The organism is Actomonas aquatica (genome assembly GCF_019679435.2).
GTDB lineage: Bacteria > Verrucomicrobiota > Verrucomicrobiia > Opitutales > Opitutaceae > Actomonas > Actomonas aquatica.
On record NZ_CP139781.1, the window covers coordinates 3786287 to 3811168 of the forward strand.

A 24882-nucleotide genomic window follows, 5' to 3' on the forward strand; every position below is an offset into this window, starting at 1 on the left:
ATCCGTTCATAACCATCATTTTACGCACGAATAATCAGTGAAATTTCACGACTTATTCCCCCCGCTCCACGCGCCGCAGGGTGTAAGTCTCTGCGTGGCCTTCGCCGCTGAGCGTGATGCGCAGCCCGCCGTCTCCATCCACCTGATACACAAAGGTCTGCGGGAAGTCATTGGCCGCATTGCGAAACTCCACCCGCCGCGCCGCCCCATCGAGCGCGACCAACGGAAAGTCATGCGGACTGCGTTTACCGTTCGGGTGCGGCAGCAACACCACCCTACCCTCACGGTCGGCAAACACCACCAAGTCGAAAAACACACAGCGCCCCTCCACAAACTCCCGCGCCGTCGCCAACATCACCCCACCGCGCGGCTCCGAAATCATCTCCTCCGCCGCCCAACCGGTCGAAGACACCCCGCGCCACGTCCCGGCCAGAAACGCCAGATCCGCCACCGTTGCTTCAACCGGCAACTTCTCGGCCGCCCCCATCGGACCGACGCCGGCGGTCAGCGCCAAGGCCGCGATCAAAGACCACATCCACCGACCCTGGCCTCGGGTTGTTTTCATTGTTCCCCAGTTCATTCGCTCCGCATTGCCAGAGAATGGCCCCGAAGCCCAGCCCGCGCGCGTCCCCCTTCCCTTCCCTAGGAATGGCTCAAAACTCGCCCCAATCCCGGTCGCGCCACCGTCGGCCGATCGCTAGACTGGCGGGCATGACTCACCCCACCCCGCGCTTTCTCCGCCGTCTGCTCCTTTGCACGCCGCTCCTCATCGCCGTCTGCTTCAGCCACGCCCAGACCCGGGACCCCTCGATTACCGACGACGCCGCCTGGAGCAAAGCCACCGAATGGGTGGCCAAGCTGGAACTCACCGACGCAGCCCAGACCGAGCGCGTCACGCACGCCGTCGCCACCCACCTGCAGGCCGTCCGCGCCTGGCACAACAGCCACCCTGCCTCCACCGTGCCCGCCGGCATCAACCCCACCACCGGCGCGCCCCTCAGCGACCTCGACCGCTCCATCATCGCCGACTCCGCCATGCCGCGCGCCGTGCACGACGACCTCATGACCGTCCTGCGGACCGAGCTCAGCGACGCCCAGGTGGAAGCCGTCCTCGACGCCTACACCGTCGGCAAAGTCGCCTTCACCCTGAAAGGTTACCACGCCATCGTGCCCGACCTCACCGCGGAGGAGGAAGCCGTCATCCTCGCCAATCTCAAGGAAGCCCGTGAGCGCGCCATCGACTTCAAAAACATGAAGCAGATCTCGGCCATTTTTGAGATCTACAAGACCAAGAACGAACAGTTCCTCAACGCCAACGGCCGCAGCTGGAAACAGCTCTACCGCGACTACGTCAAAGCCGCCCAAGCCAAAAAGGCCGCCGAGAAGAATTGAACCGCGAGGAACCGCGAAGCCGAGAGGCACCGCAGCCTACCCTGCGCTTTCGAACGGGGGGGAGAATGTAGGCCGCGAGCCCCGGTCGCCTCCGGCGCCGCCATAGGCGAGTAAACTCGCTCGCGCTAACGCCCGCCCCTTCGCGTCTCTTCGCGCCCTTAGCGGTTGAAAAACCACCCTGCCTCTCGGCCTCCCATCGCCGTGCGCTCTGGGGACCCAACTGCCCGAGAGCAGCCGCACAAACTCCGCTGTAGCCGGGGTCGTCGACCCCGGTCCGGCCTCACCCGGCCACCCCTTGTCCGCTCAGTTTAGAATTCTAAAGCTTGGAGCCTCGGGGTCAGTCGGACCATATGAACACCCATGTGCGATCCCACTCGCCATCTCTACATCTTCTTGGATGAGGCCGGGAATCTCGATTTCTCGCCGAAGGGAACGAAGTATTTCCAACTCGCAGCACTTACCAAGGAACGGCCGTTCCACGCCTACAAGGAGTTGACCGAGCTCAAGTATGACTTGGTCGAATTGGGCACCAACTTGGAATACTTTCATGCCTCCGAAAACGCCCAACCCGTGCGCAATCGGGTCTTCGATATTATCCGTCGCAACTTGGAGGGCGTGCGCATCGACGTCCTCGTCGTGGAGAAGCGAAAAACCGGACCAGCGCTTCAACCGGTCGAGCGATTCTACCCGCAGATGCTCGGCTACCTTTTGCGCTACATTCTCGAGCAACACGACCTCCAGCGCTTCCGGGAGGTCATCGTGATCACGGATGCGTTGCCCTTGAAAAAGAAGAAGGCCGCCATCGAAAAGGCGATCCGACAGACTCTGGCAAAGATGCTCCCAGCCAACGCACGATACCGGGTGCTCCATCACGAATCGAAATCCAATCTCGACCTCCAAATCGCCGATTACTGCAACTGGGCTCTTTTCCGAAAATGGAAGGACGGCGACCTCAGATCCTACAACGTGATCGCCCCTGCCGTGCGCTCAGAATTCGACATCTTCCGCACCGGCACGACGCTCTACTACTGAGACGGTTGAGGAATCCGGAAAAGCGACCACCCCGGCTACTCTTTCGAGAGAACCCATTGGGTTCTTGTCACCGGGGTGGAACCTTTAAAGCGGAGGGCTGAAGCTGTCCGACGTAGTCAGACACCGTCTTACCTTGTCGGACAAACGAAGCAAAAACTTGAGCATGTCAACGCGCAGGGAATCCCTGCGGCAACGATGGGAGCTAAACGCTCCCGCTACTTTCGTGTCTTTCGTGGTCTCTAAAACCTACTTCGTTTCGGCCGGCTTCACGCGCACCAGCAGGTCCTTGGCTTCGACGGTTTCGCCGACCTTCACGTTCACTTCGGCTATGGTGCCGTTGCACGGCGCATAAACCGTGGTCTGCATTTTCATCGCTTCCATCAACAAGAGCTTTTCCCCCTTCTTCACCTTGGCCCCGACCGAGGCCGAGAGCGCGGCGATCAGTCCCGGGATGGGCGCGGCCACTTGGTTCGGATCGCTGAGATCTGCCTTGGGTTTGGCCTGCGTTTTGGGCGCGACACTCTTGTCCACGATGATCGCGTCACGCGCCATGCCGTTGAGTTCGTAGTTCACGATGCGACGGCCGTCGGCATCGGGTTCACCGACACTGATCAACCGGATGATGAGCACCTTGCCTTCCTCGATCTCCACCGAGATTTCCTCGCCCGGCTGCAGCCCGTAGAAGAACGCCGGCGTCGGCAGCACACTCACATCCCCGAAGTGCTTCCGGTGCTTGAGGAACGCGTCATGGACCTGCGGATACATGAGGTGAGAGAACAACTCGTCGTCGCTCGGCTCGTGCTTGAGGTGCAGGGCCACACCCGCCCGCGTGTCCGCCAATCCCTTGGCGAACTTTGCTTCGCGCGCCCGCTTGCTGAGCTTCGGCGCCTTGAGGCCCTTCTTCATCGCCGCACGATAACGCGCCTGCGCCGCCCGGTGCTTCTGCGCTCCGAGCACGGCTTTGGATACGTCGGCGGGGAAGCCACCATCCGGCCAGCCGAGGCCGCCGCTGAGCATGTCGATCACACTCTCCGGGAACGGCGTCGCTCCCGGATCGAGGTTCACCACATCGACCGGCTTGATGCCGCGCGAAAAGAGGAACAGCGCCATGTCGCCCACAACCTTCGACGAGGGCGTGACCTTCACGATGTCGCCAAAGAGTTGGTTCACCTCGGCGTAGGTGCGGGCGATTTCCGGCCAGCGATGCGACACGCCCATCGACTCGGCCTGGGCCTTGAGATTGGTGTATTGGCCGCCCGGCATTTCGTGCAGGTAAACCTCGGCCGAGCCGCTCTTCGGCGCCGTGTCGAACGGCGCGTAATACGGCCGCACGTTTTCCCAATAGTCCGAGAAACGATCAAGCGTCGCGCGGTCGAGCTGCGTGTCGCGCGGCGTGCCTTCGAGCGCGGCGACGACCGAGTTGAGGTTGGGCTGTGAGGTGCTGCCGCTCATCGACGACAACGCCAGGTCGACAACGTCGACGCCGGCATCGGCCGCGCGCATCACCGCACTGGCGTTGATGCCACTGGTGTCGTGAGTGTGGAAATGGATCGGCACGCCCACTTCACTGCGCAGCACCTTGACCAGTTTCTGCGCGGCATACGGACGGCAGAGGCCGGCCATGTCCTTGATCGCGATCATGTGCGCGCCCATGCGCTCCAGCTCTTTGGCGAGGCGCACGTAGTATTTGAGGTCAAACTTGTCGCGCTTCGGATCCAGAATGTCGCCGGTGTAACACACCGTGCCTTCGCAAATGGCGTGCGTGTCCTGCACGGCCTCCATCGCCACGCGCAGGTTAGGCAGGTAGTTGAGCGAGTCGAAGATGCGGAAGATGTCCATGCCGCTGGCCGCCGCGTGCCGCACGAAACCCGCCACCACGTGCTCCGGGTAGTTGGTGTAACCCACCGCATTCGCCCCGCGGAAGAGCATCTGGAAACAGATGTTGGGCGCCTTGGCCCGCAACTGACGCAGACGCTCCCACGGGTCCTCGTTGAGGAAGCGCATGGCCGTGTCGAAGGTCGCCCCGCCCCACATCTCAAGCGAGAACAACTCCGGCGCCTGGCGCGCCAACGCCCCGGCGCAGGCCAACATGTCAAACGAGCGCACCCGCGTCGCCATGAGCGACTGGTGGGCATCGCGGAACGTTGTATCCGTAATCAGGAGACGCTTCTGCTTGCGGGTCCACTCGGCGAACTTCGCCGGGCCGAGCTCGAGCAGCTTCTGGCGCGTGCCGGCCGGCGGCTCCTCGCTGTGATCGTAGGTCGGCGCCGGAACCGCCGCGAGCGGCGCGGCCGGCTTGTAACCCTTGGCATGCGGATTGCCGTTCACCACCACGTCGCCAATGAAGTTGAGCAACTTGGTCGCCCGGTCGCGGCGCGGCTTAAAGCGGAACAGCTCCGGCGTCGTGTCGATGAGCGTGGTAGTCGCCTGCCCGCTGCGAAAGATCGGATGCGCGACGACGTTCTCCAAAAACGGAATGTTGGTCTTCACGCCGCGAATCCGGAACTCGCTCAAGCAGCGATGCGCGCGGTGCAGCGCGAGTTCGTAGCTTTGTCCGCTGGCGATGAGCTTCACCAACATGGAGTCGTAGAACGGCGTGATGACCGCGCCCGCAAAACCCATGCCGCCGTCGAGGCGCACCCCGAGTCCGCCCGGCGAGCGGTAGGCTTGGATTCGACCGTAGTCGGGCACGAACTTGTTTTCCGGGTCCTCCGTCGTGATGCGGCACTGGAGCGCGAAACCATTGCGCGGCACGTCGGCCTGCTGCGGCATACCCACCTCGGCCGAGTGCAGGGAGTGCCCCTGGGCGATGAGAATCTGCGCGCGCACCAGATCGAGGCCGGTGATGATTTCGGTCACCGTATGCTCCACTTGGATACGCGGGTTCATCTCGATGAAGAACCACTCGTGGCGATCGAGGTCGTAGAGGAATTCCACCGTGCCGGCATTGTCGTAGCCGATCGACTGCGCCATGCGCGCGGCCGACTCGCACAGGTCGCTCACCACCTCGGACGGCAGGCCGTAGGACGGCGCCACTTCGATCACCTTCTGATGGCGGCGCTGCACCGAGCAGTCGCGCTCGTGCAGGTGGATGACGTTGCCGTGTTTGTCGCCGAGGATCTGCACCTCGATGTGCTTCGCGTTGGCGATGTATTTTTCCAGAAACACCGCCGCATTGCCGAAGGCGCGCTCCGCCTCGCCCTGCGCCTCGTCGAGCAACGACTCGAGGTCCTCCGCTTGCTTCACGATCCGCATGCCGCGACCACCGCCGCCAAAGGCCGCTTTGATGATGAGCGGAAAGCCAATCTGCTTCGCGATCTTCATCGCCTCCTTGCGATCCGTCACCGGCTCCTCGGTGCCCGGCAGCACCGGCACGTCGATGCGCTTGGCCAGCGCGCGCGCCGCGGTCTTGTCGCCCATCATTTCGAGCAGGTCCGGCTTCGGCCCCACCCACACGATGCCGGCGGCCTCGCAGGCGCGGGCGAAGTCGGCGTTCTCCGACAAAAAGCCGTAGCCCGGGTGAATCGCATCGACGCCCTTCTCCTTCGCGATGCCAATGATGCTGGCGATGTCGAGGTAGGCCGCCACCGGGCCTTTGCCCTCCCCCACCTGGTAGGACTCGTCGGCCTTGTAACGATGGATCGAAAAACGGTCCTCCTCGGCAAACACCGCGACGGTGCGCAGGTCGAGTTCGGTGCCGGCGCGGAAGATGCGCACAGCGATTTCAGAACGATTGGCCGCCATCAACTTGGCGACGGGGCGAAGCGCCGGGGCGGCGGCGGAGGCAGACTTGGATCGGGTCATGGCAAGATGTGCGACGTCACCAGAGCGCGTCGCAGGGGTTAAGGGGGAGACGCATCGGTAGTCACGCCGACACTACGGGCAAGGACATCCGCAAAATATGCACAGGCGGATCGTCAAATATCGGCCCCTCTCCCTCTGAACCACCCGCCAAACTTTTTTCTCTCGACGATCGAGAGTGGGAATAATTGGGTTCTCTCAACCATCTAGAGAAGCACGCCATGTCGAAAAAGAAGAACAGTCTCCTGCAGGGCACCGTCGACCTGCTCATCCTCAGCTCCCTCCGCACCGAGGATCGGCATGGCTGGGGCATCCAGCAGCGCATCGAGCAACTCGACAGCCATGTGCTCACGCTCAAGCAGGGTTCCCTCTACCCGGCCCTCGTCCGTCTCGGCGATCAGGGCCTCATCCACTCCGAGTGGCGCATGACCGAAAACGGTCGCCGCGCCAAATACTACGGCCTCACCCCCGCCGGTCGTGAACGCCTCGCCGAAGAGGTCGCCCAATGGCGCGCCTTCTCCTCCGACCTCAACCTGCTGATCGAGGGCGCCTGAAAGGAAGACCGCCGCTCGCGCCCACCGCCACCTCCCGCGCCCTCGCCGCCTCGCGACCTGCCGCCTCAGTCACCACCTCCACCGCCCGCACCATGAAACTGTTCAACGCCCTTGCCCGCCTCTTCGGCCGCCGCCGCGTCGAGGCCGAGATGGATGAGGAAATGCAATTTCACCTCGAACACCTCACCGAGCGCTACGTGAACCGCGGCCTCGCGCCCGCCGCCGCCCGCCGCGCCGCCCTGCGCGAATTTGGCGGCATCGATCAGACCAAGGAAGAGGTGCGCGACGCCTGGGGCGCCCGCCTCCTCCAAGACCTCGCCCGCGACCTGCGCTATGCCGTGCTCTCCTTGCGCCGCACGCCCGGTTTCACCGCCATCGCCGTCGTCACCCTCGCCCTCGGCATCAGCGTCAACACCGTCATGTTCGCCTTCGTGCGTGACGCCGTGCTGCAGCCCCTCGCCCGCAACGACGCGCGCAACCTGGTCGCCGTCTACACCAGCCGCGCCGACGCCGACCGCGGTTGGCGCTACTTCTCCTACCCGGAAGTCGAGGCGCTCGCCGAGCAGACCGACGTCTTCGCCAACGTCGCCGCCTACACCTTCGACGTCACCGCCATCGGCACCGGTCGCGACCAAAACCTACAACGCCGCGTCGTGGGGATGGTTTCCCATTCCTACTTCGACCTGCTCGGCGTCACGCCCCATGCCGGACGGTTCTTCTCGCCCGACGAGTCCCGCCCCAACGCCTCCATCCCCGTCGCCGTCGCCGACTACGGCTATTGGGAACGTGCCGGCCAACCGGCCAACTTCATCGGCAGCACCGTGCGCGTGAAACAGCGCGACTACACCATCGTGGGCATCGCCCCGCGCGGTTTCCTCGGCCTCAGCTCCTCCGTCGGCCCCGACCTTTGGCTGCCCCTCGGCGAAGCGCATCACATTGTCGACGGCGACTTCGACAATCCCAACTACCATCGCCTCAGCCCCATCGCCCAACTCGCGCCCGGACTCAGCGCTGAAGCCGCTCGCGCCCGCCTGCCCGCCGTCACCCAAAACCTCTGGAATCAGACCGCGCCCAACGAGGATCGCCAGCTCCTCATCGGCGCCCCCTCGACCAACGACCTGCAGGACGACCAGCCCAACGACGAGAGCTTCATGGGCCTCTTCGCCACCCTCTCGCTCGGCCTCTCCGCCGTCGTCCTCGTGGTCGCCTGCCTCAACCTCGCCAACCTCCTGCTCGCCCGCGGCGCCGCCCGCCGCAAGGAGATCGCCGTGCGGCTCTCACTCGGCGCCTCGCGCTTCCGCATCGTGCGCCAACTCGTGACCGAAACCTTCCTGCTCGCACTCATGGGCGGCACCCTCGGCCTCCTGCTCAGCACCTGGGTCGACCATATGCTCATGCAACTCTCGGCCGATGCCTTTGCCGTCAGCCAATTCAGCTTCAACGTCCGCCCCTTCGTCGACACGACCACCCTGCTCGCCACCCTCGGCTTCAGCGCTTTCGCCACCCTCGTGTCCAGCCTCGGCCCGGCCCTGCGCCTCACCCGCCCGAGCCTCATCACCGACATCAAAGCCACCCCCGAGGGCGGCGCCGACGCCTCCCGCTCCGGTCGTTTCTTCTCCCTGAGCAACCTGCTCGTCGTCGCGCAGATCGCCTGCTCGCTCGCCCTCCTGTTCAGCGCCGCCCTCTTCCTCGGCAGCGTGCGCCACGCCCGCCATGCCGACCGCGGTTTCGATCCCGCGCAGCAAGTCGTCGCCAACCTCGACTACCGTATCACCGATATGGATACCGAGCAGATCGCCGCCCGCCAGCAAACCGTGCTCACCCGCCTGCGCGAACGCTACGGCGCCGACGCCGTCGCCACTGCGTCCAACATCCCCTACAACTTCGACCTCTCCCGCCGCTCGGTCTATCCGCTCGACGCCCTTGCCCAAGCCAACCCCGAGACCGGCGAGCCCCGCCGCCAGCGCGCCGGTTACACCACCGTGAGTGGTGGTTACTTCGACCTGCTCGACATCCAGGTCCTGCGCGGCCGCACCTTCAACGCCACCGAAAGCACCGACCCCGCCGGACCGCGCGTCGTGGTGATCGACCAGCAACTCGCCACCTTCCTCTACGGCGACGCCGACCCCATCGGCCAACGCCTCTACCTCGACAAAGAGGCCCTCAACAGCGGCGACACGCGCCTGAGCCACGAAGTCATCGGCGTCGTGCGCAGCCCACGCGACCACGTCTTCAACGAACCGCCCGCCCGTCTCTATCGCCCGCTCGTGCAGGACCCGTCGCCCAACCTCTTCGTGCACCTGCGCCAGCCCGATCCCATCGCCGCCCTGCCCGATGTGCGCCGCACCCTCGACGAACTCGAACCGCTCGCGCCGCTGCTCGCCGTGCGTCCGTTGGCCAGCTACGTGGAGCAACACCTCAGCACGCTCGTCATCGAAATCTGCGGCCTCGTGTTTGGCCTGCTCGGCGCCATCGCCCTCGTGCTCGCCGTCGCCGGCGTCTATGGCGTCAAAGCCCACCAAATCGCTCGCCGCACCCGCGAGATCGGCATCCGCCTGGCCATCGGCGCATCCCCGCGCCGCGTCGTGCGCCAGATCGTCCGCCAAGGCCTCGCCCAGGCGGCGGTCGGCCTCGCCATCGGCCTGGGCCTCGCCTTCCTCGCCGGCCAGGTGCTCGCCAGCATGCTCCTCCAGGGCACCAGTGGCCAAAGCCTCATGCTCCTCGGCAGCGCCGCCGTGCTCGCCACCGCCGTATTCCTCGCCACCTGGATCCCCGCCCGCCGCGCCGCCCGCGTCGACCCCGCGGTCACGTTGAAGTCGGAGTGAGCGCGGAGGCGCTACCCGTCAGTCGACGGAGGTGTCGTTGACTCCGGGTCGGTCGCGACCGGCGCCGGCGGCTCGGTCGGCAGCAAGTGCGCAAACGGCGCCGCCGCCTCCAGCACATCGGCCCAGTTAATGTAACGAGACGTCGTGGTGTTTGTGCCAAATCGCTGGCTGAATTCCTGCACCACTTCGTAGATCGGTCGCCCCGTCGCCTGCACATCCGGGGAGAGCTTTACGCGAACCGTGTGCGTCCGTGTGCCGATGCCGTTGTAGATTTTCTCCAGATGATGGACGTAAGTTTCGTTGAATAGATCTAACCGCTCAGCTCCCAGCACCTCGGTGAAGCGGCCATAGAGTTGGTCAAACACGCGCGCGCCTTCCTCCGGGAAAACCGGCACCTCAATTACCAGCTCGCTGCCGTCAGCACTGGGCAGGTATTTCGCCCGCTCCAGAGCCAATCGATCCGAGGCAGACAAAGCGTCACTCAACGCTATTTCCAATCGCTGACGCTCGGCCGCCGTCAGCTCAAAGGCTTCCACAAACCCGTCTGACAAAGTCGTCGACCTTGCCTGATACGCGCTCTGCCCCAGAAGCCACGGGATTTCATACCCCCGTTCCCCAAAAACCTCATGCAACGCCAGCTTAGCTCGGAAACGCTCCATCCCCTGCAACGACTGCAGCATCATCACCAATTCATCCGCCGTCAGCGCCCGCTTCAGCCGCACCGTCAATTCGGGTGCAGTGAGACCCTTCTCCTCAATCATCGCCCGCACCGCCTCCGGGTTCACCACCGCCTTCTCCTCGTCCTTCATTGGGACCACGGCCTCAGCGACGTCGTCCATCACCACCACCTCACTCGGCCCCGCCGACCAACGTCCCGCGAAAAAGCTCAGAACTCCCACCACCAAGAGTGCGCTCAACCACTTCATGGCCCCTCACCCTGCGCGCTATCCGCCCGTTGACAACTCCGCTCAACAAAGGGATCGGTTCGCCGAACCGTTCGCGCGCCCCCGCTCTCTTTGCTCTTCTGTCTGCCCCCCCTTCACGATGAAACTCTCGGCCCTCTTCCGACTCGTGGTATTGACCGGCCTTGGCCTGGTCACCTCATCCTGCTCCCAGCCAATCATGAATCCCGAAGCCGCCACCCCTGAAGAAATCGAGCGGGGCTACGCCGCCGTTTCGCTGGATCGCTTCTGGAGTGTGATCGACCAAGCCCGCGCCGACGCGCCTTCCATTGATGCGCTACCCAACGCACTTCGCCGCCACGTGCGGGATTGGAACGCCGACGAATTGAGAGGGTTCGAGTTTCATTTCGGGGACCAGCTGCAGGAAGCTTACCGGTGGGATATTTGGGGCGTCGCCTATCTGGTGAACGGCGGCGCCTCCGATGACGGCTTCTACTACTTCCGAGCCTGGATGGTCGCGCAGGGACGCGCCGCGTTCACCGCAGCGCTCAACGATCCTCAGACCATCGCGGACTACGCCACCGACGATCAGGAAAACGAACTCGAGGAACTGCTCTACGTCGTCTCCGATCTCTACACGCAAAAGACCGGACGTCCTCCTCCCTACAAGCCCATTGATCCGACCGCGTTTCTGCCTGTCGGCGAGCGATGGGAGGAAGCAGACCTACCCCGACTCTTCCCCAAGGTCGCCGCTCGCTTTCGCTGAACCCGACCTGCAGTCCCTCCGCTGCACATTCAACTCCGCCCGCCCCTCCCGAGTTGCCCGCGGCTGGCCGCGCCGCCACGCTGCTCGCTTCCATGGAAACCCCCGCTTCCCTGCGCCTCGTTGGACTGGCGCTGTCGCTGACCCTGTGCGCGACCGCTCCCGCCCAAGCCCCTTCCACCTCCACCCCCGCGCCGCCCGCGCTCGCGCTCAACGACTCCGGTTACTTCGCCACGCCCGGCCTCGATGTTATGCTGGCCGACGACTTCTATCCCGAGGGCCACCAAGGTGGGGTGAGCGTCATTCAAAACGGCCGCCGCGTCGCCACCAACGGTGACCTGCGCCTCGAGCCCACGCCCGGCCAATGGTCGCCCATCCCGCGCCTCGTTGAACGCACCGTCGACGCCGCCACCGGCACCATCTCCGCCCACTTCGCCTACCCCGACGCCAAACGCGATCGCACCGGCTTCAACCCCATCCTCTATCCCGACCTGGCCTTCGACTACACCGTGCGCATCGCGCCCGCGCCCACCGAGTCCACTGCCGGCGCCCCCGCCTTTCGCATCACCGTCGACCTCCACGCGCCCCTGCCCGAAGACTGGGTGGGCCGCGTCGGTTTCAACTGGGAATTTTTCCCCGGCTACCTCTTTGGCGCCGTCTACGATCTCGATGGCCAGACCGGCCTCTTCCCCCGCCAGGCCAACGGCCCCACCGCGCTCAACCCGCAACCCACCAACCTCGACAAGGTCATCGGCGACCGCGTCCTCCCGCTGCCCCTCGCCTCCGGCCGCCGCCTCACCGTCGCCCCCGACCGCCCCGACCAACGCCTGAGCATCCGCGCCGTGCGCGGCGACGATCTCGCCCTCTACGACGGCCGCTCCCAACACACCAACGGCTGGTTCATCGTGCGCGCCACCCTGCCCGGCGGCGTCACCGCCGGCGCCCTCGAATGGATCGTCTCCGCCGCCACCTTGCCCGATTGGCAACGCGACCCCGCCGTGCAGGTCTCGCAGGTCGGTTACCACCCCGCCCAACCCAAGTTCGCCGTCGTCGAACTCGACCGTCGCGCCCCCCTCGCCGCCTCCGTGCGCCTCGAACACATCCACCCCGACGGCACCGTCACCACCGCGCTCACCCAACCCGCCACCGCCGCCCGCTGGGACGGCGACTTCCTGCGCTACACCTACCTCAAATTCGATTTCTCCACCGTCACCACACCCGGCCTCTACCGCGTGCGCTACGGTGACGACGCCACCTCGGTCACCTTCCGCATCGATCCGGACCTCTACACCCGCGACGTCTGGCAACCCACCCTCGAAACCTTCCTGCCCGTCCAGATGTGTCACGTGCGCGTCAACGACCGCTACCGCGTCTGGCACGACTTCTGTCATCTCGACGACGCCCTCATGGCGCCGACCGACTTCAACCACTTCGACGGCTACACCCAGGGCCCCTCTACGCTCACTGCCTTCAACCCCGGCGACTTCGTGCCCGGCCTCGATCGCGGCGGCTGGCACGACGCCGGCGACCACGACCTGCGCATCGAATCGCAGATCCACACCGTCTACGGCCTCGCCCTCGCCTGGGAACACTTCGGTATCCGCTACGACAATACAGCCATCGATCAGGCCCGCCGCATCGTCGAGCTGCAGGAACCCGACGGCCAGCCCGACCTGCTGCAACAGATCGAGCACGGCCTGATCTCCATCGTGCCCGCCTACGAATCCCTCGGCCGCCTCTACCGCGGCATCATCACGCCCAGCCACCGCCAATACGTGCTGCTCGGCGATCCCACCGCCGGCACCGACAACGTGAGCGGCGGCACCGACGACAACTGGGTCTTCACCGAGGATAATCCGCGCCGCGAGATCGACACCGCCGCCGGTCTCGCCGCGGGCGCCCGCGCCCTCCGCCACTTCAATCCCGAACTGGCCGACCGCGCCCTCACCATCGCCATCGCGCTCTGGGACCACACCACCGGCGACCAACCCGCCCACCGCATCACCGCCGCCGTCGAGCTGCTCCTCGCAACCGAAGACGAGCGTTACGCCACCTGGCTGCGCACCCACGCCGACGCCATTGCCGAGAGCTTCGAGCGCACCGGCTGGGCCGTCGGTCGCACCCTGCCGCTCATCGACGACGCGGCCTACCACGAGACGCTCAACACCGCCGCCCGCGCCAACGCGACCACCGTCGCCGCCCAGGCCGCCGAGACCCCCTACGGCATCCCCTACCGCCCCGCCATCTGGGGCGCCGGCTGGAACATCCAGAGCTTCGGTCGTCGCGCCTACTACCTGCACCGCACCTGGCCCGACCTGTATCCAGCCGACTACTACCTCAACGCGCTCAACTTCGTGCTCGGCTGCCACCCCGGCGACAACCCGCTGTCCTTCGTGTCGGGCGTCGGCGCCAACTCCGTTGAAGTCGCCTACGGCATCAACCGCGCCGACGAGAGTTACATCCCCGGCGGCATTGCCTCCGGCACCGCGCTCATCCGACCCGATTTTCCGGAGTTGCTGCGCTGGCCTTATCTCTGGCAGCAAACCGAATACGTGCTAGGTTACGGCACCACCGATTTCCTCACGCTCGCGCTCGCCGCCCAACACGAACTTTCCCTCGCCGACTCACCATGACCTCCCGCCTCGCCCTGCTCCTCGCGTTGCTCACCGCGCCCCTGACGGTGCTCGCCGGTCCCTGGACCAAAACCATCTGGCAGGGCGAAAAGGCCTACGCCGCCCGCTCCGACTCCGGCAACTGGGTGGCCATCGTGTCACTCGAGCGCGGTCGCCTCGTCCACCTCGGGGCCACCAAGGACGCCGCCGACAACCTCATCCTCGCCACCGCCAGCAAGGACGACCGCCTCGGTTGGGGCGGACACCGTGCCTGGCTCGGCCCACAAAAGGACTGGGCCGGTGGTTGGCCGCCGCCCGCCGCCTGGGAGGCCTCCGGCGCCCGCGGTGCCTTCATGCGCGACCGTGAGATCCTGTTGCTCACCCCGCCGCCCACCGGCGTCGACGGCTGGCCCGACCTCAGCCGCGGTTACTACTGGCGCGGTGACTCCCTGCAATGCGCCGTCGCCGTGCGCGGCCCGGTGAAACGCGACGTGCAGATCGTGCAGATCATTCAAGTCCCCACCGACGCCACCATCGAAGTGGACGTCACCCCGACCAAAGACGCCCCGCAGGGTTACATCCAGTTGCCCAGCTATTTCCGCGAGGACTACCGCTACGAGTTCGAGCCCCCGGCCCACGTCGACTACGCCGCCGACTTCGCCGCCCGCGCCTTCCGCTACATCGAGGGGGAGCCGGAAAAATTTGGTTTCAAAAACCGCCCCATCACGGTCCGTCGCAACGGCGTGAGCCTCACCATGAGCCGCGGCGACACCCTCGGATCGACCGTGGTCGACCAGCCCGACCACGGCTACAACACGCAGGTCTTCTTCGGCGGCCGTGAAGCGTTTGTGGAAATCGAGCAGCTCAGTCCCCTGCTCCGCCAGACGGGAAGCCAGTTCCGCAGCTTCAGCATCGAGCTCACCCCCCGCCGCGACCGCTGAGCCGAGCCGAGAGGCTCAGAGGCAACGCTGTTTCGTAACAGAGCACACAGAGGAGACCCAGAGGCCACAGAGCCCTCCCACCGCACGCGGGCGACACGCCCGCGGCTACATCTTCTGTTTTGTAGCAACGGCCGTCTCGGCCGTTCCCCCTGCCCCTCGGCCCTTTTAATCCATCCTGCTCAGCAGTGCGTAGCCGGTAGGCGGAGCCATCCGTGTCCATCCGTGGTTAAAAAACCGCTCTGCCCCTCGGCCACATCAACCCTTGCTCTGATCCCGTCCGCAGGCGCAAGGTGACGATCGTGTTTCGCCTCGTCCTCTTCCTTCCCACCACCGCCGCATGAATCGCGCGTATTGGGAAGAGTTGTCCGACGACTACGAGAAACAGATTTTCAGCGTATTGGGGCACGACCGTAAACGCCAGCTGGCCGCTTTGATCGAGCGTCACGCCGACGGCCTCAAAACCGCCGCCGATCTCGGCTGCGGCCCCGGTCAAATCACCCCGCTGCTCGCCCGCTCCTGCGGCCGCGTGCACGCCTGCGATATTTCCGACGGGCTGCTCGATCAGGCACGCGCCGCCTGCGTCGATTTCGACAACGTGGTGTATCATCGTCACGACCTCGCCCGCGGTGACCCGCTGCCCTTTCCGCCCTCCGACCTCGTGCTGTGCGTGAATGTCATCCTCACCGCCGACCTCGAAAAACGCGAACGCCTCTGGGAACAAGTCACCGGCGCTGTAGCCACCGGCGGCACCCTGTTGCTCGTGCTGCCTTCCCACGAGTCCGCGCTCTACACCAACTTTCGCCGTCTCGACTGGCACGTGCGTTCCGGCCTCGAAGCCGACGACGCCATCCGCCACAGCTTCGACCGCGAGGGCAACGTGCCCCAACTCGAACACGGCGTGCGCGGCATCGAGGGCGTGAAAACCAAACACTTCCTGCGCGAGGAAATCATCGTCCAACTCGCCGACCGTAGTCTTACGGTGGATACCGTCGAGAAGCTGCCCTACAGCTGGAACGTCGAGTTCCCCGATCCGCCCGACTGGCTGAGCGCCCCCTACCCCTGGAATTGGCTGGTCGTCGCGCATCGTGCCTGATCCGAGAACCAAATCCCGTCGGGTCGGTCCGTCCGGGCATGGCTACCAACAAACCTGTCGGGGACAACGCCCGCGTCGGCGCTGTCCGTAAACGCTCCCAGACTCATAACCCGTCCAACGACCGTTGGACCAAACGCGACGCCGAAACCGGCCAGTTCATGGACCAGAAGGCGGACGACAAGCCCTTCAAGGGCGTGCGCAAGGAAGACTGAGGTTCACCCCTCGGCCTAACTTGCCTTCGGCGGATGTCGGGCGGAACCCTCCCGCCCGGCATCCCGCCGCCCCCTTTTATCCTTACCTCACAACGCGCCCGCCAGAGCGTGCAAACGCAGCAGCGCCAGATGCGCCTGCAACTCCGCTCCGAGGCGATCGGTGCGGGCTTCCAACCAGTCCGCCTTCGCCGTCAGCGCCGCCGTCGGCAGCGCTTCCCCGGCCGACACCGCGTCCTGCTCCAGTGAATACAGGCGCTCCCGATACGACTCGGCCTCCCGCGCCAGCACGACACTTTCCTGGGCGTGTTCCCAAGACTGATACGCCACCTGCACCGAACGGCTGAGCTCTTCCTGCACCCGTTCGCGGTTGAGCGCCGCCTGCTGTGATTGCGCCGCGCTGCGCTCCGCCTCCGCCCGACGCCGCCCAAAATCAAAGGGGTCCCAGGTGAGCGCCAAACCCACCGTGCCCACGTCATTGGGCAGCAGCGGCAGCCCTTCCTGATGTGAAACCGTCGCGAAGGCGGTGACATCCGGAATGCGTTCCTGCCGCGTCGCCGCTTCGCCCGCCTCGGCGCGTCGCTCGGTGGCCTGCGCCGCCCGGAATTCCGGGTGCTCCTCCACCGCATCCAACCACGCCGCCAACGAACGGCTCTCGCGCTCGGGCAACGGACTGTCGGTGATCATCGCATCGCCCAGCGAGTCGCGGTCCCAGTCGATGAGATCGGCCAGGTGCCAGACGAGCGCCTCGCGGCGTTGCCGGGATTGCAGCTCCGCCGTGCGAGCTTCGGTGAGTTGCGCCTGCGCGCCCAACACCGCCGCATCGAGCACTTCGCCCGCCGCCTGCGCGTTGCGCGCGTCGACGAGTTGCGCTTCCCGCGCCTGCACCCGCGCCAGCGCCGCTTCGTGTCGCGCCGACTCGAGTCGCAGGCCGATCCACAGTTTTTCCACGGCTTCACGCAACTGCGTGCGCGTGTTCTCCAGCTCAACCGCGGCCAGTTCCGCCGCCGCTTCGGCCGCGGTAATGCCACTGCCAATACGCCACTGCTGCGTGAGCGGCTGCATGACCGTAAGCCCCACCACCGAACGCACGCGCTCGCCGCGGGCCAAGACCAGTTCGTCCGCTGGGAACGGTCCGAGAATAGGCGTGAGCGGATCCAACCCCGCCGCCACCGCGGCCGAATCCAACAGCGTGTTCAAATCACCGCGATCCACCGACAGGTTGGTTTGCTCCAGGTCATAGGTCGCGAGGCCAAAGACCCGCACTTCCGGCAGGCGTTTTTTCTCGGCCAACCGTCGCTCCGCTTCGGCTTCGCGGGTTTTGGCGGTCATGATCTGACTGCCTTTGCTGCGCTCCAGCGCCCGGTCCACCGCGACGTCGAGCGTGAGCTCCTGCGCCGTCAGCAGCGCTGGCGCGAGCAGCAGAGAAATTGTCGTCAACCAACGCTTCATGAAGAGGCCTCCTCCGCGGACTTCGGTTTGCGATCCATCGTCGCGCCATACACTGCGGGCACGACCAACAGGGTCATCACCATCGACCAAATGATGCCGACCGAAAACACACTCGCCAGCGGCGCCCACAGCGGCGAACCGGAGAGGATCATGGGCAACACACCCACCGCCGCCGCCATCGACGTGAGGAAAATCGGACGCAGCCGGCGCTGACCCGAGGCGATGGCCCCTTCGCGGGCGTCGAGGTCCTCTGCGTGGCGAAGTTCATCGGCGTGATCGACGAGGATGATGCTGTTGCGAATAACGATGCCCACGAGGCTGATGAGTCCCACCGCCGCGGTGAATCCGAGCGGGTTGCCGGTGAGCACCAGACCCAGCATCGCGCCAAAGAAGGTGAGCGGAATCGCGAGCATCACCAACAGCACCTCGCGGCTGTTTTTGAATTGGAAGAGCAACACGAGATAGATGAGCGCCACACTCGCACCGAGCGCTCCGGCCATCTGCCCGAAGGTGCGCATCTGGCCCTCATACTCGCCGCCAAACTCGATGCGATAACCCGGCGGCAACGAGATCTGGCGCACCGCCGGCGCGATGTGCGAGAGCACCTGCGAGGGCAGCACATCCTCGGCGGGATTGGCGCGCACCGTGAGCGTGCGGGCGCCGTTGCGACGGGCGATCTGCGCGGGGGCCCAGGCGGGCTCCACATCGGCCACCTGACTGAGCAGCACGTGCGCGAGACCAAAGGGCGCGCGCAACATGAAGTCACCCAGCGCATCAAAATCCGCCCGACTCCCCTCGCTCAGTCGCAGCACGATCGGCAGCGGTTCGTCGTTTTCCCAGACCTCCGTCACCGGCACCCCCGAGAAGCCCGCCATCACTTCCTGCGCGATCACACCGGTGGCGAAACCGAGCCGGTTGGCGACCTCGGTGCGCACGTTGAGATCGACCGAAAACCCGTCGAGGTAATCGTCGCGCACCTGCGTCGCGCCCGGCGCGTCGGCGACGATCGCTTTCACTTTATCGCCGAGTCGCCGCAGGGTCGGCAGGTCGGGTCCGACGATGCGCACCTCCACCGGCGCTTCCACCGGAATGCCCTGTTGGAAACGCGTCACGTTGAGCCGCACGCCCGGGCGGGAACCGTGCAACTGGGCGGCGTAGTCGCGCACCAATTTCTCGGTCTCATCCGGTCCCTCCGTGCCCACCAGCAACATGCCGTAGCTCGGTCGCGGAAACTCCGGCGCGAAGCTGTAATACACGCGCGGCGCCGGCGTGCCGACAAAGGCCGCGAAGTCCGTCACGCGCTGGTCCGCCGCCAGCCGCGACTCGATTTCCCGCACCACCGCATCGGTCGCTTCGAGACGCGTGCCGAGCGGCATGTCGACCTCGATCACAAACTGCGCGCGCTCCGCCGCGGGGAAAAATTTGAGTTTGATCACCCCCACCAGCGCCGCGCCCGCCACGAGCGACAACACCGCGCCCAGCACCGTGAGGCGCGGATGCGCCACCAGCGAACGCACTGTCGGGTCGTAGAGTTTTTGCACGCCGTCGAGCACGCGCGCGCCGAGGCTGGCCGGCTGATCCTTGAGGCCCTGCTTGATGAAGATCAGGCAGAGCAGCGGCGTGAACAGCATCGCCACCACAAACGAGGTGATGAGCGCGATCGCCACCGTGATGGGCAGCGCCACGATGAACTCACCCACCGACCCGCTCAGCAGCACGCCGAGCGGCGCAAAGGCCAACACGATCGCGATCGTCGCCGTGAACACCGGCACGGTGAGCTCACCCGCCGCGCGCCACGCCGCCTCCCAATGCGACATGCCTTCGTCCAGTTTTTCGAGGTAGTTGTCGGCAATGACGATGGCGTCATCCACCACCATGCCGAGCACCACGATGAGCGCGGCCAAGGACACTTCGTGCAGCTCGATGCCGAGCATCTCCAGCGCCAGAAAGGTGAACGCGATCGTAACCGGAATCGCCATCGCCGCGATGAGCGCGACGCGAAACGGCAGGAGCAGCAGCGTGACCGCCACCACCGCGCCGACCGCGATGAAGAACTCGCGCTCAAAATGTGTGACCGCTTCGTCCACCACGCCGGGTTGGTCGTTGATCACCGTGAAGGTCAGGTCGGCCGGCAGGCGCGCCGCGACATCGTCGATCGCCGCCCGCACCGCTTCGCCATAGGACACGATGTTGTGGCCCGGCTGCACTTCGATGGAGAGCATGAGGGCCGCGTCCTCCTGCCCGTTGACGCGCAGGAACGAACTCGGATCACTCAGCCGGCGCTCGACCGTGGCGACGTCGCCCACGCGCACCACGCGATCGCCGGTGGGATCGCGCACCACCACTTGGCGTCGCACTTCCTCGACACTCGCGAGGCGTCCGCGCGTGTGCAGCGGCACCTCCAGCTCGCTCGTCTTGAGCGAGCCGGTGAAGGACGTGGTGTTTTGAAACTGCAACGCGGTGATGACCTGCGGCAGACCGGCCTGATACTCGGAGAGGCGCTGCGAATCGGCCTCCACGTAAATCGTCTCACCGCGATTGCCGAAGCGGCGAATGCGGCCCGTGCCGTCCACGCCGCGGATGGCCTCCTCGATGCGATCGAGATCGGTGCGCAGCTCGGCGTATCCACGTTTTGGCGACGAGATCGCCACCAGCAGCGCGACCGAATCACCGAAGTCGGAGTTGACCAGCGGCCCCACCACCGGCGCGGGCAGGCTCAAGAGTTTTTGTTCGGCCAGACCCAATCGCAGGCGCGACCAGAATCCCGCCATGTCCGGCACCCAGTCGTGCAACTCGACCGTCACGACCATGAGGCCGTCGCGGGTGATGGAGTGCGTTTTCTTCGCGTCGACCTCGGTGTAGGAGAAGAGGTAGGACTCGATCGGGCGGGTGAGTTGTTGCTCCACCTGCGCCGCCGACGCGCCCGGATACTGCGCGATCACGAGTGCCTGGTGAATGGAGATCGAGGGCGTGTCCTGCCGCGGCATGGTGAGCAGCGATCGCACGCCGAGCACCACGACGACCGCGCACAACACGATCACCACATGACGATGCCGCAGGGGCCAGGTGAGTAGGCTCATGGGGCGACGACCTTTACCTCGCGCCCGTCGAACAACGGAGCGGTGGTGCCGACCACCACTTGGTCGCCGGCCGCCAGTCCTTGGTCGATGATCACCTGCTCGCCCTGGGTGCCGCCGCTGGCCACCGCGCGTTTGACGACTTGGTTGCCGTCACCACCGAGCAGCCAGACATAGAGGCTGCCGTCGGCTTCGCGTTGCACTGCCGGGGGCGGCAGCAGGAGACCGTCGCGACCGCGACCGGCTTCGATGCGGGCGGTGACGAGGTTGCCGAGGCGCAGGCGGCCGTCGGTATTGGCTTGGCGGATCCGCACCGCAAAGGTGCGGGAAAAAGGATCGGCCGTGGCGGCGATCGATTCGATCTCGCCGCTGAGCGTCGACGGAGCGTCGGCGGAGTCCATGGCGGGCAGCTCGAGTTGCACGGTTTGGCCGAGGGCGAGAGCGGCGCGTTGGGATTCGGCCACGTGGACTTCGGCCCAGACGGGTTGCTCCGCCATCAGCGTGAACACCGGCACGCCGGGCGCGACGACCGCACCCACGTCGAGCGGATGCTTGAGCAACTTGCCCGCGAAGGGCGCCACCAGCTCGGTGTGGTCCAGTTGTTCGTTGGCCAGATCGAGGGCGGCCTTGGCTTCGGTGAGCGCCGCGTGGCTCCGTTCGAAATCGGTGCGGGTGAGCGAGCCGGCTTCGAAGAGCTGAGTGAGCCGGTGATGGCGGGAGCTGAGCTCGTCGGCCTGGGCTTGGGCGATGGTTTTCGCATGGCGCAGTTCGGCCGGATCGAGGCGCGCCAGGACCTGGCCCGTCGCGACCACCTCACCGTCGGCCGCGAGGACCGCCTCGATCTGCCCCGGCACGCGGAAGCCGAGCGACACCGAGTTCACCGGGATGATGGAGCCGGCGGCGATGATCGGATCCGAGAACGTCTGCGTAGAGACGGTCATCACCGAGACCGAAGGCACGGGCTCGACCGGCGGCGCCTTGGCGCAACCCGGTCCCCAGAGTGGCAATAAAAGCGCGAGCAGTCCCGCCAGCTTCGTCGCTGAGCAAGTTGCTCGAACACGGTCCTTTGTCATGAGGACCGACGCTGACAGCGCGTGATCAAAGGGCAACGTCGCCCCCATCGGACCGTGTAAAAAAACCGCGCCAAGGCGGGAGCCATGGCGCGGTCGAATCGAGTCGTTTTTTTTTGAGTCAGCCGGGGCCTATCAATCGTTCAGCGCATCATCGCGCCAATATTTGGTTCCCTGCAAGGTCGCCTGCAGGGCCAAGCCGTTTTTCGTAAACTGGTAAACCTCGACCCCCTCCGCGAGGTTGCCAGCACCGGCGGCCTGGCCGCCCTTTTCGCCGGACTTGGCGGCCGCATCGGCTTGGGCGGAGAAGTCCCAACCCTTTTCGATGAAGGCCTCCATCTTGTCCTTGTCGTAGAAAACGAAGACGCCGCGGAAGTCTTTCACGCCGAGTCCCAGACCCACACCGGCCGAGCCCATTTTCATGAAGGTTTCGTTGCCCTTGCGGTCGACGACGACGCCGTGGCCACCGGCGAACGAAGCGAAGATGACGTTGATGCCCACGTTGGAGAACACCGCATAACCCTTGGCCTTTTTGATCCGGGCCTTGGCTTCAGGCTTCGCCTCGTAGAGCTCAGCGAGGACCTCGTCGCGCATCTCGCGCACCTTGTCGCGCTGCTCCTCGATGGAGGGTTTGGCCGAAACCGAACCGACGGCGAGCACGCCGAGGAGCGTTACAAAGGAGAAAAGACGAACCGATCGAGTCATGCCTGCAAAACTGTGGCAAAAGTAACCGCGCGCAATGCGGTTTGCGCGTTTCATCAATTATTCACCAACAGCTCGTCGGGCGTCGGCGCGCTTGCGCAACCACTCCGCCTCGCAGGCCGGCGAACCACGCCCGAGGTCCCGACAGGTCTGTGGACGTTGGTCGTAGATCGCACAGACAAAACGCGCGGGTTGGTCGATGCTCGGATCGGCCGGCTCCAGCTGCAGCGCCGCACAATGGCCGTCGACCATGCGCAAGTAGGCACGGTGGTTGTCGAAGACCGCCCACCGGTCGGCCTCGGCCCCGAGCCGACTCCAGTCCGCGCCGGTCACCCGCACATACTGCGCCGCGGACGAAAAACAGCAGGCCCCGCACGCCAAACACTCCGGAGCGGCAAAGGCCGTGCTTTCGCCGGGCGGGGGGTCGGGGCTCGGATCCATCGCCGTAAGGCTCAAGCGGAAGAACCCGTGTCCGGGGTGGCGCTCGCGGTCGAGCTGCCGGAGCGACGCGCGCCGCTTTGCGCCAGTTGCTCGGCGAAGGCTTCGGGCGTCTCCTGTTTGATGACCCAGGTGAGGATGCGCAGGGTGCGCTCGGCGTCGGGCATACGGTTGCGGCGGATGAAGTAGTCGTGCACGCGCTGGCGCGGCAGCTCGAGTTCGCGGGCGAGGATGGCTTGGGCACCGGGCCGACGCAGGTGCGGCTGCACGCGCTCCACCAAGGCGTTCCAGAGGCCGGTCTCGTCGCCTGGCCGCAGCGTGATCCCCACCCCGCGTCGCGGCGGCTTCGCCATGCGCCGTCGCGCCGCCCGCGCCGCCGCCTCCATCGAAAGCCAAACCAAGTCCGCCACCAGATCCATCAACCAAGCCCGACTATCCCGATAAACCATCCCGCCACCCTGCCCCACCGAGTCAATGTTGTCACCCATTAGGTGACAAATTTTTTGTAACCCATTGATTGTTAACAAAAGTGGTCGAAATAGGTGTCACCTAATAGGTGACAGGTGGCGCTGCGAGGCGGTGGGGCGCGGGGCGTTGAGGGGGGTGAGTGATGGAGGTGATGCGCGGGGGGGGCGGGGCGGTGGAATTGGCAAGGGATGCGGGGGCGCGGAGGGCGCGGGGTGGTAGGATGGGGGCATGGTTGATCCGTTGTTGGTATTTCAGGGGTGGTTGCAGGAGGCAAAGGACGCGGGGGTGCGCGAGCCGACGGCGATGGCGTTGGCGACGGTCGATGCCCAGGGCGCTCCGGCCGTGCGCATGGTGCTGCTCAAACACGCCGATGAGCGGGGCTTTGTGTTCTACACCAATCTCGAGAGCGACAAGGGTCACCAGTTGGCCACGCACGCGCGGGCCGAGTTGTGTTTCCACTGGGCGCACTTCGAACGGCAGGTGCGGGTGCATGGGCCGGTCGAACCAGTGACCGACGCCGAGGCCGATGCCTATTTCGCGTCGCGCGCCCACAAGAGCAAATTGGGCGCGTGGGCTTCGCAGCAGTCACGGCCGTTGGAGAGTCAGGGCAAGTTGCTCAAAGCGGTCGCCGGCGTGGCGCTTAAACATCCGCTGTCGGTGCCACGTCCGCCACACTGGAGCGGATTCCGGGTGGTGCCGGATTGGATCGAGTTGTGGTCCGCCGGCGAGTTTCGGCTGCACGATCGCGTGCGCTACACGCGCGACGCGGAGGCCGAGGGCGGTTGGGCGCCTCGGCGGTTGTATCCGTGAAGGGGTGACGCTGCCCTGCCGAAGGGCTGCGACGGCGGAGCGGCAGGCGTGAGCGCGAGCAAGTTTACCCGCCTCTGGCGGCGCCGAAGGCGACCAGGGCTCGCGGCCTACAGTGCGCGTTCGATTCGGTGATGTAGGCGGCGAGCTGGCTCGCGCTGCTACATCCGAAGGGCCCCCCTTTGACCTTACATGTTGAGGTCGAGGCGGAGGGCGGTGAGGGAGAGGTTGATGTCACGCATGAAGGCGATGACCGAGCCGATGAGCGCGAGTTGGCCGATGCAGAAAACGGCGATGACGACGGCGCCGGCTTCCCAATTGGCCAGTTTGGCGAGGAAGAGCAGGAGCACGAGGATGGCGGCCGACAACACGGTGAGGGCGAGCATCATGCAGGACGCGCGCAGGATGCCGGCGCGGCGATTGAGGATGGTGATCTGCAGGTGCAGTTTGCTGGAGGCGGTGCCAGCGGGGGTGTTGGCCTGCTCGCGGGCGAGGTGACGGGCCCGGTCCACCACGCGGCCGAGGCGATTGGTGATGGTGAGCAGCAGCAGGCCGACGCCCGAGATGAGAATCACGGGGCCGATGGCGAGTTGCAGAACGGGCAGAAGATCGTTGAGCGAGAGCGACGTCATAAGCGAAGTGGCTGAAATTGGGGGCGGAGTGAAACAGGGGAGGGGTGAGAGGTCGCGAACGAAAAAGCCTCGAGGGGCACTTTTCCGGCGGGGCTTGCGACGCTCGCGCGAG

Annotated in this window: 20 protein-coding genes; 10 read left to right on the forward strand and 10 right to left on the reverse strand. The window is 65.5% G+C overall.

All coding sequences use genetic code 11. The features are described 5' to 3' along the window. Nucleotides 1-52: 52 nt before the first annotated feature. On the reverse strand, nt 53-565 hold the full coding sequence (locus K1X11_RS14700; protein ID WP_221031573.1) for a DUF6265 family protein: 513 nt from the start codon (nt 563-565) through the stop codon (nt 53-55). A gap of 146 nt (nt 566-711) precedes the next feature. On the opposite strand from K1X11_RS14700, the gene K1X11_RS14705 reads away from it, so the two are divergent. After that, nucleotides 712-1392 (forward strand): DUF3826 domain-containing protein, encoded by a 681-nt coding sequence (locus K1X11_RS14705; protein ID WP_221031574.1) that lies wholly within the window; start codon nt 712-714, stop codon nt 1390-1392. A 360-nt stretch (nt 1393-1752) separates the two neighbouring features. Further along, the gene (locus K1X11_RS14710) at nt 1753-2424 is read left to right on the forward strand and encodes a DUF3800 domain-containing protein (RefSeq protein ID WP_221031575.1); all 672 of its coding nucleotides are present in this window, start codon (nt 1753-1755) and stop codon (nt 2422-2424) included. Nucleotides 2425-2670: 246 nt separating this feature from the next. On the opposite strand, the gene K1X11_RS14715 is transcribed toward K1X11_RS14710, so the two are convergent. Continuing rightward, complete coding sequence (locus K1X11_RS14715) at nt 2671-6228, reverse strand: pyruvate carboxylase (RefSeq protein ID WP_225919498.1); 3558 nt, start codon at nt 6226-6228, stop codon at nt 2671-2673. Between the two features lie 218 nt (nt 6229-6446). On the opposite strand from K1X11_RS14715, the gene K1X11_RS14720 reads away from it, so the two are divergent. Together K1X11_RS14720 and K1X11_RS14725 are read left to right on the forward strand one after the other, a co-directional pair. Next, on the forward strand, nt 6447-6779 hold the full coding sequence (locus K1X11_RS14720) for a PadR family transcriptional regulator (protein WP_221031576.1): 333 nt from the start codon (nt 6447-6449) through the stop codon (nt 6777-6779). A gap of 92 nt (nt 6780-6871) precedes the next feature. Beyond that, nucleotides 6872-9604 carry an ADOP family duplicated permease gene (locus K1X11_RS14725; protein WP_221031577.1) on the forward strand — a complete coding sequence of 911 codons (2733 nt, stop codon included), beginning with the start codon at nt 6872-6874 and terminating at the stop codon, nt 9602-9604. 11 nt (nt 9605-9615) lie between these two features. Here K1X11_RS14725 and K1X11_RS14730 read toward each other — a convergent pair whose 3' ends face one another. Beyond that, nucleotides 9616-10530: a hypothetical protein gene (locus K1X11_RS14730; RefSeq protein ID WP_221031578.1), complete on the reverse strand. Its 915-nt coding sequence runs from the start codon at nt 10528-10530 to the stop codon at nt 9616-9618. Nucleotides 10531-10648: 118 nt separating this feature from the next. Between K1X11_RS14730 and K1X11_RS14735 the strand changes: the two genes are divergently transcribed. From K1X11_RS14735 to K1X11_RS14755, 5 genes are all read left to right on the forward strand, one after another. Beyond that, a complete protein-coding gene (locus tag K1X11_RS14735; protein ID WP_221031579.1) occupies nt 10649-11272 on the forward strand; it encodes a DUF4240 domain-containing protein in 624 nt (207 codons plus the stop codon). 92 nt (nt 11273-11364) lie between these two features. Beyond that, entirely contained in the window at nt 11365-13902 is a 2538-nt protein-coding gene (locus tag K1X11_RS14740; protein WP_221031580.1) for a glycoside hydrolase family 9 protein, read from the forward strand. Next, the gene (locus K1X11_RS14745; RefSeq protein WP_221031581.1) at nt 13899-14822 is read left to right on the forward strand and encodes a hypothetical protein; all 924 of its coding nucleotides are present in this window, start codon (nt 13899-13901) and stop codon (nt 14820-14822) included. The genes K1X11_RS14740 and K1X11_RS14745 overlap by 4 nt, the downstream gene beginning before the upstream one ends. A 337-nt stretch (nt 14823-15159) precedes the next feature. Continuing rightward, nucleotides 15160-15915, forward strand: a complete 756-nt coding sequence (locus K1X11_RS14750) for a class I SAM-dependent methyltransferase (RefSeq protein WP_221031582.1) — start codon at nt 15160-15162, stop codon at nt 15913-15915. 38 nt (nt 15916-15953) lie between these two features. Continuing rightward, nucleotides 15954-16127, forward strand: a complete 174-nt coding sequence (locus K1X11_RS14755; protein ID WP_221031583.1) for a hypothetical protein — start codon at nt 15954-15956, stop codon at nt 16125-16127. Nucleotides 16128-16214: 87 nt separating this feature from the next. On the opposite strand, the gene K1X11_RS14760 is transcribed toward K1X11_RS14755, so the two are convergent. From K1X11_RS14760 to K1X11_RS14785, 6 genes are all read right to left on the reverse strand, one after another. After that, on the reverse strand, nt 16215-17576 hold the full coding sequence (locus K1X11_RS14760) for a TolC family protein (RefSeq protein WP_221031584.1): 1362 nt from the start codon (nt 17574-17576) through the stop codon (nt 16215-16217). Then, nucleotides 17573-20656, reverse strand: a complete 3084-nt coding sequence (locus tag K1X11_RS14765) for an efflux RND transporter permease subunit (protein WP_221031585.1) — start codon at nt 20654-20656, stop codon at nt 17573-17575. Before K1X11_RS14765 ends, K1X11_RS14760 begins: the two co-directional genes overlap by 4 nt. Continuing rightward, nucleotides 20653-21594 (reverse strand): efflux RND transporter periplasmic adaptor subunit, encoded by a 942-nt coding sequence (locus tag K1X11_RS14770; RefSeq protein WP_221031586.1) that lies wholly within the window; start codon nt 21592-21594, stop codon nt 20653-20655. Before K1X11_RS14770 ends, K1X11_RS14765 begins: the two co-directional genes overlap by 4 nt. A 264-nt stretch (nt 21595-21858) precedes the next feature. Beyond that, nucleotides 21859-22428, reverse strand: coding sequence for a lipid-binding SYLF domain-containing protein (locus K1X11_RS14775; RefSeq protein ID WP_221031587.1), 570 nt, complete (start codon nt 22426-22428; stop codon nt 21859-21861). Nucleotides 22429-22485: 57 nt separating this feature from the next. Next, entirely contained in the window at nt 22486-22866 is a 381-nt protein-coding gene (locus K1X11_RS14780; protein ID WP_221031588.1) for a YkgJ family cysteine cluster protein, read from the reverse strand. Between the two features lie 11 nt (nt 22867-22877). Beyond that, nucleotides 22878-23351, reverse strand: coding sequence for a hypothetical protein (locus K1X11_RS14785; RefSeq protein WP_221031589.1), 474 nt, complete (start codon nt 23349-23351; stop codon nt 22878-22880). 208 nt (nt 23352-23559) lie between these two features. On the opposite strand from K1X11_RS14785, the gene pdxH reads away from it, so the two are divergent. Next, nucleotides 23560-24141: a pyridoxamine 5'-phosphate oxidase gene (pdxH, locus tag K1X11_RS14790; protein ID WP_221031590.1), complete on the forward strand. Its 582-nt coding sequence runs from the start codon at nt 23560-23562 to the stop codon at nt 24139-24141. A gap of 185 nt (nt 24142-24326) precedes the next feature. Here pdxH and K1X11_RS14795 read toward each other — a convergent pair whose 3' ends face one another. Then, nucleotides 24327-24770, reverse strand: a complete 444-nt coding sequence (locus tag K1X11_RS14795) for a DUF2721 domain-containing protein (RefSeq protein ID WP_221031591.1) — start codon at nt 24768-24770, stop codon at nt 24327-24329. Between the last annotated feature and the right edge of the window lie 112 nt (nt 24771-24882).